General features: G+C 68.5%; 15 protein-coding genes. 9 read left to right on the top strand and 6 right to left on the bottom strand.

The features are described 5' to 3' along the window. Window position 1: 1 nt before the first annotated feature. The 4 genes from QGG75_07710 to QGG75_07695 are packed head-to-tail and all read right to left on the bottom strand — an operon-like array spanning window position 2 to window position 6757. The gene (locus QGG75_07710; protein MDP6067122.1) at window positions 2–2110 is read right to left on the bottom strand and encodes a hypothetical protein; all 2109 of its coding nucleotides are present in this window, start codon (window positions 2108–2110) and stop codon (window positions 2–4) included. Next, a complete protein-coding gene (locus QGG75_07705) occupies window positions 2107–4878 on the bottom strand; it encodes a DUF4159 domain-containing protein (GenBank protein ID MDP6067121.1) in 2772 nt (923 codons plus the stop codon). The genes QGG75_07710 and QGG75_07705 overlap by 4 nt, the downstream gene beginning before the upstream one ends. 6 nt (window positions 4879–4884) lie before the next feature. Then, window positions 4885–5751, bottom strand: a complete 867-nt coding sequence (locus QGG75_07700; protein ID MDP6067120.1) for a DUF58 domain-containing protein — start codon at window positions 5749–5751, stop codon at window positions 4885–4887. A 19-nt stretch (window positions 5752–5770) separates the two neighbouring features. Then, window positions 5771–6757: a MoxR family ATPase gene (locus QGG75_07695; GenBank protein ID MDP6067119.1), complete on the bottom strand. Its 987-nt coding sequence runs from the start codon at window positions 6755–6757 to the stop codon at window positions 5771–5773. Window positions 6758–6974: 217 nt separating this feature from the next. On the opposite strand from QGG75_07695, the gene QGG75_07690 reads away from it, so the two are divergent. From QGG75_07690 to QGG75_07675, 4 genes are all read left to right on the top strand, one after another. Next, window positions 6975–7454, top strand: a complete 480-nt coding sequence (locus QGG75_07690; protein MDP6067118.1) for a DUF1285 domain-containing protein — start codon at window positions 6975–6977, stop codon at window positions 7452–7454. Between the two features lie 139 nt (window positions 7455–7593). Continuing rightward, on the top strand, window positions 7594–8100 hold the full coding sequence (locus QGG75_07685) for a CoA pyrophosphatase (protein MDP6067117.1): 507 nt from the start codon (window positions 7594–7596) through the stop codon (window positions 8098–8100). Then, the gene (locus tag QGG75_07680) at window positions 8097–8363 is read left to right on the top strand and encodes a DUF6111 family protein (protein MDP6067116.1); all 267 of its coding nucleotides are present in this window, start codon (window positions 8097–8099) and stop codon (window positions 8361–8363) included. Before QGG75_07685 ends, QGG75_07680 begins: the two co-directional genes overlap by 4 nt. Before the next feature lie 8 nt (window positions 8364–8371). Then, entirely contained in the window at window positions 8372–9613 is a 1242-nt protein-coding gene (locus tag QGG75_07675) for a CCA tRNA nucleotidyltransferase (GenBank protein MDP6067115.1), read from the top strand. Between the two features lie 39 nt (window positions 9614–9652). Here the strand turns inward: QGG75_07675 and QGG75_07670 are convergent, their stop codons facing one another. After that, the gene (locus QGG75_07670; GenBank protein MDP6067114.1) at window positions 9653–10096 is read right to left on the bottom strand and encodes a hypothetical protein; all 444 of its coding nucleotides are present in this window, start codon (window positions 10094–10096) and stop codon (window positions 9653–9655) included. Window positions 10097–10639: 543 nt separating this feature from the next. Between QGG75_07670 and petA the strand changes: the two genes are divergently transcribed. The 5 genes from petA (at window position 10640) to QGG75_07645 (ending at window position 14731) form a co-directional block, all read left to right on the top strand. Then, entirely contained in the window at window positions 10640–11188 is a 549-nt protein-coding gene (gene petA / locus QGG75_07665; GenBank protein MDP6067113.1) for a ubiquinol-cytochrome c reductase iron-sulfur subunit, read from the top strand. A gap of 9 nt (window positions 11189–11197) precedes the next feature. Then, window positions 11198–12451 (top strand): cytochrome b N-terminal domain-containing protein, encoded by a 1254-nt coding sequence (locus QGG75_07660; protein ID MDP6067112.1) that lies wholly within the window; start codon window positions 11198–11200, stop codon window positions 12449–12451. Further along, complete coding sequence (locus QGG75_07655; protein ID MDP6067111.1) at window positions 12448–13221, top strand: cytochrome c1; 774 nt, start codon at window positions 12448–12450, stop codon at window positions 13219–13221. The genes QGG75_07660 and QGG75_07655 overlap by 4 nt, the downstream gene beginning before the upstream one ends. Window positions 13222–13295: 74 nt before the next feature. Next, entirely contained in the window at window positions 13296–14183 is an 888-nt protein-coding gene (locus QGG75_07650; GenBank protein MDP6067110.1) for an S-methyl-5'-thioadenosine phosphorylase, read from the top strand. A 20-nt stretch (window positions 14184–14203) separates the two neighbouring features. Continuing rightward, window positions 14204–14731: an adenine phosphoribosyltransferase gene (locus QGG75_07645; protein ID MDP6067109.1), complete on the top strand. Its 528-nt coding sequence runs from the start codon at window positions 14204–14206 to the stop codon at window positions 14729–14731. A 19-nt stretch (window positions 14732–14750) separates the two neighbouring features. Here the strand turns inward: QGG75_07645 and QGG75_07640 are convergent, their stop codons facing one another. Continuing rightward, window positions 14751–15893 carry a PLP-dependent aspartate aminotransferase family protein gene (locus QGG75_07640; GenBank protein ID MDP6067108.1) on the bottom strand — a complete coding sequence of 381 codons (1143 nt, stop codon included), beginning with the start codon at window positions 15891–15893 and terminating at the stop codon, window positions 14751–14753. Window position 15894 lies beyond the last annotated feature (1 nt).

The raw sequence follows: 15894 nt of genomic DNA, 5'->3' as shown, positions 1-15894 counted from the left end.
GCTACCGACCCTCACGATACCAGGCCGCCATCAGGCCGCCCAGCAGCAGAATCAGCACGGCCAGCGGCGGCAGCAGCGGCATCTCTTCGACGCCGCCGACGGTGTAGGCCTGGTTGTCGTGGATGGCGATCCAGTCGCTGCCGGCAACGTCGCGCCCGGGCCGCACGCGGCGCAAGCGCGGCAGGCCGTCCTCGAGCCAGCGGATGCTGCCCTGCGCCCGGGTGGCCGGCCGCAACAGCTCTGACGTGGCGCGCACGTCGATCAGTTCACGGGCATTGGGATCGCCCACCGGCACCACCGTCTTGTGGCGACCGTCGGTCACGGCATAGATGCCGTCACGCGTCACCTCGATGCGGGCGCTGGCGCGACCACCGGGACCCTCGTCGAGATCCACCTCGAAAGCCTCGCCGCCGGGTGGTGTCACCGTCACCGGAGCAGCGCCGGGCTTCAGGCTGCGCCGCACGATGTCGATCTTGTTTCCTGCCGCCGTCGCACGCAGGTCCTCTTCTTCCAGCTCGGGCTCCTTCATCAGCCAGTGCGCCAGCCGGCGCAGCAACTCGGCCTGGGGGCCGCCGCCCTCGAAGCCCCGGGCCCAGAGCCAGCCGTGGTCGGAGAGCAGCAGTGCCACCCGGCCCTCACCGACGCGGTCGAGGATGAGCAAGGGCCGCTCGGCGACGCCGCGCATCAGCACCTCGCCGCTCTCGGCATCGGCGTCGATCATGCGGAACCAGCGGCCCCAATCCGGCTCGCCGCCGTCGCCGCCGTCGCCGCCGGGCGTCAGGTCGGCGATGACGGGATGGCGCAAGCCGCTGGCGGCCAACCGGGGCTTGAAGCCCTGGCGGTGGATCTGGCCCGTCGGCCGGCCCGGCAGGACGTTGGCCAGCGGTGTGCGAAACAGCGACATGGCGCCGGCGAACGAGGGGCCGACCGCCTCCAGCAGCGCCCCGCCGGCCTCGACATAATTGGCGATGTTGAGGAAATAGCCGTGCGGCAGCACGCCGCGGCGGCGGTAGCGGTCGAGGATGATGAGGTCGAACTCGGCCAGCTTGATCTCAAACAGCTCGCGGATGGGAAAGGCGATCAGCGAGAGCTCGTTGACCGGCGTACCGTCCTGTTTCTCGGGCGGACGCAGGATGGTGAAATGCACCAGATCGACCGAAGGATCGGCCTTCAAGAGGTTGCGCCAGGTGCGTTCGCCGGCGTGCGGCTCGCCCGAGACCAGCAGCACCCGCAGGCGGTCGCGCACGCCGTTAAGCAGCAGCGCCGCGCGGTTGTTGCGCAAGCTGAGCTCGTCCGGGCCGGCCTCGACCTCGATCTCGATGATGGAGCGCCCGGCGTGCTCGAGCACGAAGGGCAGGCGAACGTCCTGGCCGATCCCCAGGCTTCTCTTCAGCGCCGCTCCGCCGTCGCGGCGGATCGTCACCAGGGCACGAGCGGAAGCTCGCCCTGCCGCCGCCGGCCCACCCCGATCCTCGATGCGCAGCGTCATGGCCAGCGGATCGCCGACCATGCCGTAGCTCGGCACCTCGACCACCACCAGGCGCCGGTCGCGTTCATCGCGCCGGCCCGACAACAGCACGTGCAGCGGCCCACCCGGGGCCTCGCCGGCGGCCGCCTGGGGTACGTCGTCGACCTGGCCGTCGCTGATCATGATGGTGCCGGCCCGGCGGTTGGGGGGAACATCGGAAAGGGCCTCGTCGCGGGCCGCGAAAAGCCGGCTGTGGCGGCCGCCGGCGGCCACCTCGCGTATCTCGAGGCCTTTGAAGCCCTCTAGTTTCGCACGCAAGGCCGCGGTGGCCTGGTGCGTCGCCTGCCGGCGTTGGCCGATGTCCTGGCTATCCGAGCGGTCGACCACCAGGGCCACGACGTCGCTCAACGGCTGGCGCTGTTCCTCGATCAGCTTGGGATTGACCAGCGCCAACAAGGCCACAAACAGGGCCAGCAGGCGCCACAGCGTGCCGCCGGCGCGCCGCAGCGCGGCATATCCGACGATGATCAGCGCCCCGGCGCCGAGGCCGGCGAGCAACGACCAGGGCAGCAACGGCGCCCAGATCAAGCCGCTGAAGCCGGTGACCACAGAGGCTACAGAGCCATCCACGGCGCCGTTCATTGCCCCAGCCTTTCCAGGATGGCCGGCACGTGCACCTGGTCGCTTTTGTAGTTGCCGGTCAGCGTGTACATCACCAGGTTGATGCCGAAGCGAAAGGCCGTTTCGCGCTGGCGTTCGCCGCCCGGCACCACCGCCGCCAGAGGCCGGCCCTGGTCGTCCACGGCCCAGGCCGCGGCCCAATCGTGGCTGCCGATGACCAGCGCCGAAACACCGTCGTTGACACCGCCGGCATGGCGCTCGACCCACACCGGGCCGCCGCTCCAGCGTCCCGGGAACTGTTGCAGCAGGTAGAAGGCCTTGGTCAGGATATGCTGCTGCGGCACCGGCACCAGCGGCGGCACGTCGAGCCGGTTGAGAAGTTGCCTGAGGCGCTGCCGGGCCGGGCTGCCGGCCCCCAGGCGGCCAAAACCGGGCTGGGACACCAGCATCTGCTCGTCGCGGGTATCGAAGAGGATGGTGCCGCCGTTCTTCATGAAGGCGTCGACCTTGGCCAGGGCGGCCGGGCTGAGTTGGCGCTGTTCGGGCAGCACGGGCCAATAGAGCAGCGGGAAGAAGACCAACTCGTCGAGCTCCAGGTCGACGCCCAGCGGCTCGCCGCCCTCGACCGCCGTGCGCCGATCGAGAAGACGCGTCAGCCCGCTCAGGCCGGCCCGGCTCATTTCGTCGATCTCGGCGAAATCGGTGATGACGTAGGCCAGCCGGGTCTCGAGCGTGGCGGCCAGGGCGAACTCGTCGTCGGTGGCCTGGGCGCGGGCCGCCTGGGGCTGGGCCAGGAGCACCAGCGTGATGGCGCCCAGTATCGTGGCGCGGCGGCCGAGCGGGCTCTGCAACAGGCCCCTCAGCCCCAGGCTGAGGAGAAATTCGATCAGCGTCAGCAGCACCGCCGCGGCCAACAGCCAGGGCTTGAGATCAACCTCGCGACTGGCCGCGAAGCCCGACACCGTGATGCCCTGGGGCAGACCGGCCAGGGCCGCCGGATGGCCCACCGAGGGGCCCAGGTTAAGGGCATGGCGGGCCTGGGCGCTGCCGTAAAGACCCGGCGGATGAACCGGCCCGACCGCCACGCCGTCGAGCCCGGCTTCCTGCAATTCGCTGACGGCGATGGGACGGGCGGTGGCCGGCGGGGCCTCTGCCCGGCCGAAGCCATCGAGCACGCTGAGCGCCGGCAAGGCCGTCGTGGCGGCACCCGGCACGCCCTCGGCCAGGGCCACGATGCGCTGCAGCATGGCGACAAAGAGGCCGCTGAGCGAGAGGTTGGACCAACTGGTGTCGGCACTGGTGTGAAAGAGCACGATCCAGCCCCGGCCGCGGCGCTCGGCGGTGATCAGCGGCGTGCCGTCGGCCAGGCGAGCCCAGGTGCGCGAGCCCAGTTGCAGCGAGGGCTGAGCCAACACCTGGCGCCATACCAGCACGTCGTCCGGCGGCACCAGGCCGCCGAAGGGGCTGGTGGCGGCGAAGGGCGCCAGCCGCACCGGCTGGGTCCAGGTCAGCGCGCCGCCCAGGTTGCGCCCACCGACGCGCAGCGGTACCGGCACCAGATCGTCGGCCTGCTCGGCCAGGCGCGGACCGGCGAAACGCACCAGCACGCCGCCCCGGTCAAGCCAATCCTCGATGCGGGCCCGGTCGGGGCCGACGACCTGGCCGACATCGGCCAGCACCAGCAAGGCCAGCCGCCGGGCCAGCAGTTTGGCCACCTTGCCCTGGCGGATCTCGGCGAAAGGCGCCAGCGCGCGCTCGAGGTAATAGAGGCTCGACAAGAGCGGCTGGTCGGGGCCGCTCGCGCTGCCCGAAACAAGACCCACCGGGCGGCGCCGCCAGCGCTCGTCGAGCAGCACCACGCCGGCCGCCGTGCCGGCGTTCTCGAGCTCCAGCCGGGCCAGCCGGTTGCGCATCTCGGCCGGCAACTCCAGCACCTGTTCGGCATGTTGGGAAGCGGCGGCGAACTCGAGGCGCTGGCGCGCCAGCACTTGGCCACGTTGGCCCAGCGCCCGCAGCCAGACCGTTTCGGCCGCCGCCGTCGGCGCCCGCCAGGCTCGCAGCGAGAGCAGCGTGCCGACGGCCTCTGGCGGCAGCAGCACCTTGGCCAGGGCTGCCGGCCGTGGTGCCACCAGTTGCACCGGTCCCAAGCGCTGCAGGCGCTCGGCCAGCAGAATGGCGGCGTCGCCACCGGGCATGGCCTGCAAGCCGTCGCTGAGCCAAACCACGTCGGCCGGGCCGCCCAGGTCAAGCTCGGCGATGGCCCGGCGGGCGGCGGCACGGTCGACCGGCCAGGGCTTGGGCTCGAGCGCCGCCACCAGCTCGCGGGCGGCGCCCGCCGGCATCACCTCGGAGACCTGTAAGGCGCCGCCGCCGGCCGGCGGCGCCGTGGTCAGCAACAGCACCGGGCGGCCCTTGCGCTCGGCCTCGGCCAACAGCTTGTCGAGGCTGGCACGGCGGCGCGGCCAGTCCGCCGCCGCCGCCCAGCCGTCGTCGACCACCAGCAGCACGGCACCCCGCGGGCCCAGGCGGCTGCCGGGGTTGAGCAGGGGCTGGGCCAGGGCGGCGATGATCAGCACGGCGATGAGCAACCTCAGCAGCAACAGCCACCAGGGCGTGCTATGCGGCGTCTCCTGCGGCGCCACCAGCCCGCGCAGCAGTTGGATGGCGGGAAAGACAACGCGGCGCGGCGCCGGCGGCGTCAGGCGCAAAAGCCACCAAAGCAGCGGCAGCGCCGTCAGGGCCAGCAGCATCCAGGGCGTGGCGAAGGCCAGGGTTCCGAGGCTGAGCACGGCTACCTATTCCTTGCCGGCCAGCGCCTGGTAGAGCGCCAGCAGCGCCGTTTCCGGCGCCCGATCGGTGCGGTGGCGGGCCAGCGTCCAGCCGACGCCCCGGCTCAGCGTCAGCAGGTCCTCGTGGTGCGCCGCCAGGCGGGCACCGTAGGCCTGGCGCAGCGTCTCGGCCCGGCTGACCAGGTAGCTCGGCTCGCCCTCCAGTCCCTCGAAGCGGGTGCGGCCGGTGAACGGCAGATCCTCCTCGGCCGGGTCCAGCAGCTGCAGCAGGTGGCCGTCGACGGCGTTGGCGGCAAAGTGGCGCACGCACTCTTCGATGTCCGCGACCGGTGACAGGAAATCACCGATCAGCACCACCCGGGCATAGCGCGGCAGGGGCTCGGCGGGCGGCAGGCTGGGGCCTGCGCCGGCCCGGGCGTGCAGGCTGGCGGCCAGGCGGGCCAGCGCCGCCCGGCCCGAGGTCGGCACCCGGTCGACGCCCAACAGTCCGACGAACTCGCCGCTCCGCAGCAGCAGCGCCGCCAGCGCCAGCGTGAGCAGCGTCGCCCGCTCGACCTTGGCGACGGGGGCGCCGGCCGAGGCATAGTGCATCGAGGGCGAGGCGTCGGGCCACAGCCAGACGCTCTGGGCCGCCTCCCATTCGTGTTCGCGCACGAAGACGCGTTCCGACTTGGCCGTGGCGCGCCAATCGATGGCCCGCACCTCGTCGCCGGGCTGGTACTGGCGGAACTGCCAAAAGCTTTCGCCCTGGCCGACGCGGCGGCGCCCATGGACGCCCTGGGCCACGGTGGCGGCAACGCGTTCGGCCGCCACCAGCAGCGGCGGCAAGGTGGCGGCAAGCTGCTCGGCTTGCTGGCGCATGCCCGTTGGCATGGCGCTGCCCCCCACCCGCTTAACGGAAAGGATCGATCAGCCGCTCGATGACCGAGGAGACGCTGACGCCCTCGGCCCGGGCGGCGAAGTTGACGGCCATGCGGTGCCTCAAGGTCGGCGGCGCCAGCGTCACGACGTCATCGAGCGAGGGCGCCAGGCGGCCATCGAGAATGGCCCGCGCCCTGACCGCCAGCATCAGCGCCTGGCTGGCCCTGGGGCCGGGGCCCCAGGCGACGTGGCGCCGCACCTCGTCGAGCTCGCTCTGATCGGGCCGGCCGGCCCGCACCAGGGTCAGGATGGCCTCGACCACCGCCGCCCCCACCGGCACCCGGCGCACCAGGCTTTGGGCCGCCATCAGGTCTTCCGCGCTCATCACCTCGACGGGCGTCTGTTCGGCCATGCCGGTGGTGACGATCAACATCTCGCGCTCGGCCGCCAGGTCGGGATAGCCCACGTCGACCTGCATGAGAAAGCGGTCGAGCTGGGCCTCGGGCAGCGGGTAGGTGCCCTCCTGCTCGAGCGGGTTCTGGGTCGCCAGGACGTGGAAAGGCTGCGGCAGGTCGTGGCGCTGCCCGGCCACCGAGACCTGCTTCTCCTGCATGGCCTGTAACAGCGCCGATTGGGTGCGCGGGCTGGCGCGATTGATCTCGTCGGCCATCAGCAACTGGCAGAACACCGGCCCGGAGATGAAACGGAACGAGCGCCGGCCGCTCTCGCTCTCCTCCAGCACCTCGGAGCCGATGATGTCGGCCGGCATCAAATCGGGCGTGAACTGCACCCGCTTCTCGCTCAGCCCCAGCACCGTGCCCAGGGTCTCCACCAGTCGCGTTTTGGCCAGGCCGGGCACGCCGATCAGCAAGGCATGGCCGCCGGCCAGCAGGGTGATCAGGGTCTCATCGACGACCTCGACCTGGCCGAAGATGACCCGGCCGATGCTTGCCCGCACCGCTTTCAGGCGCTCGCCCAGGCGTTCGATCTCGGCCGCCAGATCGGCGCCGGTGGCCATCGTCGAGGAGGCCGGCGCCGGGGCCGCGGCCGGGGCGCTGGCCGTCTCGGTCTGGTCGGGTATACTCACCGTTACCTCCGAATTCGCCACGAAAATGACGGCCATGTCGAAAACACCCAGCGATGCCGCCGCCTGGGCGGCTTTTTTGCACGGGGATCAAATGGGCCCCGCAGCAAGCGGTGGACGTCGGCCTACTGCCGCTCCCCCCGGGGAGCCAATGTGGGCTGACATCGACATTCGCATCGGCCGCGATGGAACTTGGTTTTATCACGCTTCGCCGATCCGCCGCAAACCACTGGTCAAGCTGTTCGCCAGCGTGCTGAAGCGTGAAAACGACGGTCACTACTACCTAGAGACGCCCTATGAGAAGGGCCGCATCCAGGTCGACGACGCGCCCTTCGTGGCGGTGGAACTCAATGTCACGGGCCAGGGCCAGGGCCAGCGCCTGACCTTCCGCACCAACCTGGACGACGAGGTCACGGCCGATGCCCGCCATCCCATCCGCGTCGATCACGAAGCCGTGAGCGGCGGGCCGGCACCCTACGTGCTGGTGCGCGACGGCCTCGAGGCCCTGATCGGGCGGGCGGTCTATTACCAACTGGTCGACCATGGCATCGAGCGCCCGGGCGCCCAGGGACCGGTGCTGGCGGTGCGGAGCGCCGGCACCTGGTTCGACCTGGGCCGGCTCGATGACTAGCCCTATGCGGGATCTACGTGTGCGCCTGGAGAGCAGCCTCCATCCCCTCGACGACGCGGACAGCGGCAGCGGCAGCGGCGATCTGCGCGGCGATTTCGATCTCAATCCCGATTATCGCTCAAGCCTCGACGGCCGCGCCATGAAGCCGGCCGCCGTGCTGGTGCCGCTGGTCGAGCGCCGGGACGGCACCTCGGTCCTGCTGACCCAGCGCACCGAACATCTCAACGACCACGCCGGCCAAATCAGCTTCCCCGGCGGCAGCATCGAGAGCGTCGACGCCGACGCCGTGGCCGCGGCATTGCGCGAGACCGACGAGGAGATCGGTATCCAGCCCGATCTGGTGGAAATTCTGGGGTTCCTTGACACCTACGAAACCGGCACCGGCTTTCGCATCACGCCGGTGGTGGGCTTCGTCGATTCCGGCTATACCCTCGAGCTCGACGATTTCGAAGTGGCGGAGGTTTTCGAGGTGCCGCTGGCTTTCGTCTTCGACCCGGCCAACCACGAACGCCGCAGCCAGATCTGGCAGGGCCAGCGCCGGCAGTTTTATGTCATCAACTACCAAAAACGCTTCATCTGGGGGGCCACGGCGGGCATGCTGGTCAACCTCTACGGCAAACTCCACGGCAAAGTGGCGGCGCCATGATCTGGAAAATCCTCAAGTACGCCATTCCCTTCCTGCTGCCCTTCCTGGCCTACGGGCTGTGGATAGGGCTGGGCCGGCTGCGCCGCCACGGCCAGCAACAGGGCTGGCGCGAAGCACCCTGGATGTGGCTGACCATCGTCGGCGTGGTGTTGTTGATCGCCTCGCTTTTCATCGTCCGCTTCACCACCGTCGACAGTATCGAGGGCGACTACACGCCGGCCCGGCTCGAGGATGGCCGCATCGTCCCGGGCAGCAGGAAGTAGTGAGCCCCATGCAGCCGGTCGACCGCCTGGCGCCCGCGCCCTGGATGCTGGCGGCCGAGAGCACGGCAGTGATGGCGGCGCTGACGGCCGGCGGCGCCCCGGTGCGCTACGTCGGCGGCGCCGTGCGCGACACCGTGCTGGGAAGGCCGGTGCCGGCTGACGGCGATATCGACCTGGCCACCCCGGAGCCGCCCGAGCGCGTCATGGAACGGCTGACGGCGGCCGGCCTCAAGGCCCTGCCCAGCGGTCTCGAGCACGGCACCGTCACCGCCGTCAGCGGCCGGCGCCACTTCGAGATCACGACGCTCAGGCGCGACGTCGAAAGCGACGGACGCCACGCCCAGGTGGCCTTCGAGGGCGACTGGCTGACCGACGCCGGGCGCCGCGACTTCACCATGAACGCGCTATACCTCGATGCCGACGGCACGCTCTACGACCCTTGCCAGGGCCGCGCCGACCTCGAGGCCGGCCGGGTGCGCTTTGTCGGCCAGGCCGAACAGCGCATCAAGGAGGATTATCTGCGCATCCTGCGCTTTTTCCGCTTCTACGCCCATTTCGGCCGGCCGCCCATCGATGCCGCGGCCCTGGCCGCCTGCCGTCAGGCCCGGGCTGGCTTGTCGAGGCTGTCGGCGGAACGGGTGGCGGCCGAGCTTTTGAAGCTGCTGGCGGCCCGGGATCCGGGGCCGGCGCTGAATGTCATGGCGGACTGCGACATCCTGGCCGAGATAGTGCCCGAGGCGCGCAGGCTGCGGCGCCTGGCCGGGCTGGTAGGGCTGGATGGCGACGATCCCGACCCGCTGCGCCGCCTGGGCGCGCTGTTGGCCGTCGACGGCGCTGGAGCGCAAAGCCTGGCCCGCCGCCTCAAGCTCTCGCGGGCCCAGGGCGAGCGGCTCCGGGCCCTGGCCGAGGCCACGCTGGAGACCGACCTCGACCCGGCAGGTGCGCGCCGGGCCGTCTATGGTCTGGGGGCCGAGGGTTTTGCCGATGCCGCCTACCTGCGCTGGGCCGAACGTCCCGAAGACGGGCGCTGGGCGGCGCATCTGGCCCTGGCCAACGACTGGACGGTGCCGGTTCTGCCCGTCGACGGTGACGATGTGCTGGCGCTTGGCATCAGCCCTGGCCCCCAGGTCGGTTGCCTGTTGGCCGCCGCCGAGGACTGGTGGCTCGACGGTGACTTTCAGGCCGGGCGGGAAGCCTGCCTGGAGAAGCTGGTGCAGCTGGCAGCCGCAAAAGGAAAGGCCGGCGTTTAGCCGGCCCTTGGTATCCGTCTGGGGAGGCGGCAAGGTGGCTCAGGCTGCTTCAGCCTCCTGCAGGTCCTGAGCCAGCGTGATCAGCCGCTCGAGCTGATACGCGTAATTCTTGCTGGCGCGTCGTTGCGCCAGTTCGTGCTGGGCCTGATGATGGCGCACCACGTCGTTCCAGTTCTCGGTCTTGGGAGCCGTGCTGGCCTTACCCACCGACAGCAACAGGTTGCGGCTGGTGATGGGCAGCGTGACGGCAAGGGCATCGGTTTCTTCCACGCCCGTCGCAATGAGGTCGTTGGCGAACCGCACTGCTTCGGTCCCGGTCATCGTGCCCACATTGTAGCGCGAGACGATGCCCTGATACCGGTTGCCCGGTTCAGGTTCGGGAGCCGCTGACGCCATCGGCTGGACCGTCGCGACATAGTCGGTCGGGATCCTGCGCGCTGACGCCTGATACGCCCATTCGGCGTTGGCTGGGGTGGATGTCATGGGTCTTTCCCTATCTTGGTGCGATGACCTCTGATGGGTCTTCCCTGGGCCGTGGACCGTTTGCGGCTCGAATAAGCCCACTGCCCGCTACCTATTTAGCAAGCCCCGTGCCAGCAAAAAATCATTTAAAATCAACGTCTTGAAAATTCTGCCGAGGGCAAGAACCGACCCTTCGGCCAAGCCTTGCCCAGACGCCCGGAAATATGTTCCGCCGTGCCCGGGACGGGGAGGGGCGCCACAGGGACATATCGGCGCGGCCTCAGGGCCATTTTGCGCCGGGCGGCAGGGGGCAAGCGCTGAATTCGTCCTCGACATGCTCTAGAACCGGGTCCGAGCCTGGAGGCGTTGTTTGTCGCCTTTTGCCGTGGCCATGGCATCTCCTCGGGCAGGACCTGCACTTTAGAACAATCGCCGAGTGGGGACAGGCTTCAAAGGCCGCCACCCGCCACGGCCTGGGACTCTGGACATGGCGCCGGATTCATGAAAAAAGGGCGCCCAACTCCAGCCCCGGGGCTGAATGGCCCGCCATTGGATGGTTAGTTGATGTCGACCACAACACCCGATTCCGATCCCGCCGAGGGCACCACCCGGCGTGATTTCCTCTATATAGCGACCGGCGCCTTCACCGCCGTCGGCACCGCCCTGGCCACCTGGCCCTTCATCGACCAGATGAATCCCACCGCCGACGTCTTGGCGCTGGCCTCGATCGAGGTCGATCTCTCGCCCCTCGAGCCGGGCCAGGCCATCACCGTCAAGTGGCGCGGCAAGCCGGCTTTCGTGCGCTACCGCACGGAGAAGGAAATCGCCCAGGCCCGGGCCGACGACGGCGCCGAGCTGCCGCATCCCGAAAGCGATGCCGAGCGCGTGCAGAAACCCCAGTGGCTGGTCATGGTCGGCGTCTGCACCCATCTCGGCTGCGTGCCGCTGGGCCAGAAGGACACCGAGCCCAAGGGCAAATTCGGGGGCTGGTTCTGTCCCTGCCACGGCTCGCACTACGACACCTCGGGCCGCATCCGCCTGGGGCCGGCACCGACCAACCTCGAGGTGCCGAAATATGAGTTCCTCGACGACACCACCGTCAAGCTGGGTTAGGGGCGGATCATGGCATCCCGCGGTATCACACAAGCGGTCGTCAACTGGATCGAGTACCGGCTGCCGATCTTCACCTTCATCAACGATTCGGTCGGCACCAACTATCCCTCGCCGAAGAACATGAGCTACTGGTGGAATTTCGGATCATTGGCCGGCATCGCCCTGGTCATCCAGATCGTCAGCGGCGTCGTGCTGGCCATGCACTACGTGCCGCACTCCGACCTCGCCTTCGGCAGCGTCGAGCACATCATGCGCAACGTCAACTATGGCTGGCTGATCCGCTACATCCACGCCAACGCCAGTGCGCTGTTTTTCTTCTGCATGTACGTGCACATCTTCCGCGGCCTCTATTACGGCTCCTACAAGTATCCCCGTGAGCTGCTTTGGGGGCTGGGCGTCATCCTGCTGCTGCTGATGATGACTACGGCCTTCATGGGCTACGTGCTGCCCTGGGGCCAGATGAGCTTCTGGGCCGCCACCGTCATCACCAACCTGTTTTCCGCCGTGCCGCTGGTCGGCGAGGACATCGTGATCTGGCTGTGGGGCGCCTTCGCCGTCGACAACTCGACGCTCAAACGCTTCTACAGCCTGCATTACCTGCTGCCCTTCGTCATCGCCGCCGTGGTCATCGTGCACATCTGGGCGCTGCACGTACACAAGTCGAACAATCCGCTCGGCATCGAGATCAAGGGCCCACAGGACACCCTGCCCTTCCATCCCTACTACACCACCAAGGATCTGGTGGGGCTGGGCGTCTTCCTGCTGGTGCTGGCCTATTTCGTCTTCTACCGGCCCAACTACATGGGCCATCCCGACAACTACATTCCGGCCAATCCCATGGCCACGCCGGCGCATATCGTGCCGGAATGGTATTTCCTGCCCTTCTACGCCATTTTGCGCGCTTTGCCTGACAAGCTGGGCGGCGTGATCTTGATGTTTGCCGCGGTGGCGGTGCTGTTCGTCATTCCCTGGCTCGACACCTCGCGCGTGCGCTCGTCCACCTTCAGGCCCATCTACAAGCAGTTTTTCTGGATCCTGGTGATCGACTGCATCGTGCTGGGCTGGATCGGCGCCAACCCGGCCGAGGGCTACTACGTGCTCATCGGACGCATCGCCACGGCCTACTATTTCGCCCATTTCCTCCTCGTCATGCCGCTGGTGGGCTGGCTCGAAACGCCCAAGCCGTTGCCCGATTCGATCGCCCAGGCGGTGCTCGACAAGGCGCGAAAACCGGACGCCGCCAAAGCGGAGGCGGGGCCATGAAGGCGCTCGGCATGAAGGCCACGCTGCTGGCGGCTCTGGCCGCCCTGGCGCTTTCCGCCGCCCCGGCCCAGGCCTCGGGCGTGGTCGAAAAACCCAAATCGCCGGGCTGGACCTTCGAAGGCTTCTTCGGCACTTTCGACCGGGCGGCGCTGCAGCGCGGGCTGCAGGTCTACCAGGAGGTCTGCGCCGGCTGCCACGGCCTGGAATACATCGCCTTTCGGAATCTCACCGAGATCGGGCTGAGCCAGGACCAGGCCAAGGCCTTTGCCGCCGAGTTCGAGGTCCAGGACGGGCCCAACGACGAGGGCGAGATGTTCGACCGGCCGGCCCGGCTTTCGGACTATTTCCTCGATCCCTACCCCAACGCCAACGCCGCCCGGTCGGCCAACAACGGCGCCCTGCCGCCGGACCTTTCGCTCATCGTCAAGGCCCGACCGGGCTTTCACGACTACATCTATTCGCTGCTCTCGGGCTACCGCGAAGCCCCGGAGGGCGTGGAATTGGCCGAGGGCATGGCCTACAACCCCTATTTCCCGGGGCACCAGATCGCCATGCCCGAGCCCATCTTCGACGAGGGCGTGGAATACGCCGACGGCACCAAGGCGACCGTGGCGCAGCAGTCCCACGACGTGGTCCACTTCCTGATGTGGGCGGCCGAGCCCACCCTCGAGGCGCGCAAGCGGCTGGGCTTCAAGGTGATGATCTTTCTCATCATCCTGACCGGGCTCTTCTACCTGACCAAGCGCCGGGTCTGGGCCGACGTGCATTAGGGCATAGTCGGGCTGGGTTTTCCCCGCTAATCTGCCGCCCGGGTTTGGCAATCGGCAATCAATAGGGCGGCAGAATGGGCGATCAAGGCACGAAAGCACGAATCGGCGTCATCGGAGGCTCCGGGGTCTACGACATCGAGGGACTCGTTGGGGCCGAATGGGTCAGCGTCGAAAGCTCCTTCGGCCAGCCCTCTGACGCCCTCTTGCAAGGCCGGCTGGGCGATGCCGAGTTGGTCTTCCTGCCGCGTCACGGCCGCGGCCACAAAATCCCGCCCAGCGAGGTCAATTACCGCGCCAACATCGACGCCCTGAAGCGCGCCGGCGTCACCGACATCGTCTCGGTGTCGGCCTGCGGCTCGTTTCGCGAGGATCTGCCGCCGGGCCGCTTCGTGCTGGCGGACCAGTTCATCGACCGCACTTTCGCCCGCGAAAAAAGCTTTTTCGGCTCCGGCCTGGTGGCCCACGTCTCGATGGCCCACCCGGTCTGCAGCCGGCTCGGCGATGCCCTGGAGGCCGCCGCCAAGGCCTGCGACGTAGACATGGTGCGCGGCGGCACCTACCTCGCCATGGAGGGGCCGCAGTTCTCCAGCCTGGCCGAATCCAACCTCTACCGCTCATGGAACTGCGACGTCATCGGCATGACCAACATGCCCGAGGCCAAACTCGCCCGCGAAGCCGAGATCTGCTATGCCACCGTGGCCATGGTCACCGACTACGACTGCTGGCACCCCGACCACGACAACGTCGAGGTGGCCGACATCATCCGCGTGCTGCTGGCCAACGCCGAGCACGCCCGCAGCCTGGTCGCGGAAGTCGCACCGGCCCTGGCAAGCCGCCCCGAGGCCTGCCCGGCGGGCTGCGACAGGGCGCTCGAATTCGCCATCATCACCCAGCCCGAGGCGCGCGATCCGGCCCTGGCGGCAAAGCTCGACGCCGTCGCCGGCCGCGTGCTGGGCGCCTGAAGGCCGGCCCGGAGGCGACCATGCCGATCAAATCCCGTATCCGCACCATCCCGAACTACCCCCAGGACGGGATCATGTTCCGCGACATCACGACGCTGCTCCAGGACCCCTTCGGCTTCCGCAAGGTGGTCGACGAGCTGGTCCAGCCCTATGCCGGCCAGCGCATCGACGTGGTCGCCGGCATCGAGGCCCGGGGCTTCATCCTGGGCGGCGCCGTGGCCCATCAATTGAGCGTCGGCTTCGTGCCGGTGCGCAAGAAAGGCAAGCTGCCGCACAAGACCTTCTCCGAGGAGTACGAGCTGGAGTACGGCACCGACGAGGTCGAGATGCACCAGGACGCGGTGCGCCGCGGCGATCAGGTGCTGCTGGTCGACGACCTGATCGCCACCGGCGGCACCGCCGAGGCCGCCGTCAAGCTGATCCGCCAGGCCGGCGGCGAGGTGGTGGGGTGTTGCTTCGTCGTCGACCTGCCCGACATCGGCGGCCGCCAACGGCTCGAAGCGCTCGACGTCAAGGTGATGACGCTGTGCGAATTCGAGGGCGAATAAGGGGCGCCGCCCCCGCGGCTTAAGCCACCGCCAGGGCCTGATCGAGATCGGCGATGATGTCGTCGGCGTCTTCGATGCCGACGCTCAAGCGCACCAGGCCGTCGCTTAGCCCACGCGCGTGACGGTCCTCGGCCGGCACCTCGGCGTGGGTCATGGTCGCCGGATGCGTGATCATGGTCTCGACGGCGCCCAGGCTTTCGGCCAGGGCGCAAAGCTCGACCGTGTTCATCAGCGTCGTGCCGGCCGGAATACCACCCTTGAGCTCGAACGAGATCATGCCGGAAAAGCCCGACATCTGGGCCTTGGCCACGGCGTGCTGGGGGTGGGAGGGGAGGCCGGGGTAGCTGACGGAGGCCACCTTGGCGTGGGCTTCCAGGTATTCGGCCACCTTCTGGGCGTTCGCGGCGTGGCGCTCCATGCGCAAATGCAACGTCTTGATGCCGGCCAGCGTCAGCCAGCAGTCGAAGGGGCTGGGCACGGCGCCGATGGTTTTTTGGATGAACTTGAACTCGTCGCGCAGGTCGTCGCGGTTGGTGATCAGGGTGCCGCCGATGATCTGGTTGTGGCCGGCCAGGTACTTGGTGGTCGAGTGCATGACGATGTCGGCGCCGAACTCCAGCGGCCTGAGGAAAACCGGCGTGGCGAAGGTCGAATCGACGCCGAAGTAGAGGTCATGTTCCTTGGCGATGGCCGACATGGCGTCCAGGTCGGTGACCTTGAGCAGCGGATTGGTCGGCGTTTCGACCCAGAGCATCTTGGTCTCGGGCCGCACGGCCTGTCGCACCAGGTCGGGGCTCGATGAATCGACGTAAGTAAAGGTCAGGCCGTAGCGCGCCAGCACCTTGTTGAAGTGGCGCGAGACGCCGCCGTAGACGTCGTCGGAGCAAACCACGTGGTCGCCGGCGCTCAAGAGCTTGAGGCAGGTGTCGACGGCCGACATGCCCGAGGAAAAGCAGATGCCATGGGCACCGCCCTCGATGGCCGCCAGGTTGGCTTCCAGCACCTGGCGCGTGGGGTTGGAGGAGCGCGTGTAGTCGAAACCCTTGTCGCGGCCGACTTCGGGCAGAACGTAGGTGGCGGTCTCGTAGATCGGCGGCACGATCGAGCCGGTGGTGGGGTCGGGGGTGATTCCGGCGCGCACGACTTTGGTATCGAACTTCACA

The sequence above is a fragment of the Alphaproteobacteria bacterium genome, assembly GCA_030740435.1.
Taxonomy (GTDB): domain Bacteria; phylum Pseudomonadota; class Alphaproteobacteria; order UBA2966; family UBA2966.
This window is presented reverse-complemented; position numbering and strand designations above follow the sequence as displayed.

Coding starts and splice junctions, on each gene's coding strand:
- QGG75_07650 (MDP6067110.1), top strand. CDS start 13,296: ATGGGCGATCAAGGCACGAAAGCACGAATCGGCGTCATCGGAGGCTCC.
- QGG75_07690 (MDP6067118.1), top strand. CDS start 6,975: ATGTGGGCTGACATCGACATTCGCATCGGCCGCGATGGAACTTGGTTT.
- QGG75_07655 (MDP6067111.1), top strand. CDS start 12,448: ATGAAGGCGCTCGGCATGAAGGCCACGCTGCTGGCGGCTCTGGCCGCC.
- QGG75_07675 (MDP6067115.1), top strand. CDS start 8,372: ATGCAGCCGGTCGACCGCCTGGCGCCCGCGCCCTGGATGCTGGCGGCC.
- QGG75_07695 (MDP6067119.1), bottom strand. CDS start 6,757: ATGGCCACCGGCGCCGATCTGGCGGCCGAGATCGAACGCCTGGGCGAG.
- QGG75_07685 (MDP6067117.1), top strand. CDS start 7,594: ATGAAGCCGGCCGCCGTGCTGGTGCCGCTGGTCGAGCGCCGGGACGGC.
- QGG75_07700 (MDP6067120.1), bottom strand. CDS start 5,751: ATGCCAACGGGCATGCGCCAGCAAGCCGAGCAGCTTGCCGCCACCTTG.
- QGG75_07660 (MDP6067112.1), top strand. CDS start 11,198: ATGGCATCCCGCGGTATCACACAAGCGGTCGTCAACTGGATCGAGTAC.
- petA (MDP6067113.1), top strand. CDS start 10,640: ATGTCGACCACAACACCCGATTCCGATCCCGCCGAGGGCACCACCCGG.
- QGG75_07710 (MDP6067122.1), bottom strand. CDS start 2,110: ATGAACGGCGCCGTGGATGGCTCTGTAGCCTCTGTGGTCACCGGCTTC.
- QGG75_07645 (MDP6067109.1), top strand. CDS start 14,204: ATGCCGATCAAATCCCGTATCCGCACCATCCCGAACTACCCCCAGGAC.
- QGG75_07670 (MDP6067114.1), bottom strand. CDS start 10,096: ATGACATCCACCCCAGCCAACGCCGAATGGGCGTATCAGGCGTCAGCG.
- QGG75_07680 (MDP6067116.1), top strand. CDS start 8,097: ATGATCTGGAAAATCCTCAAGTACGCCATTCCCTTCCTGCTGCCCTTC.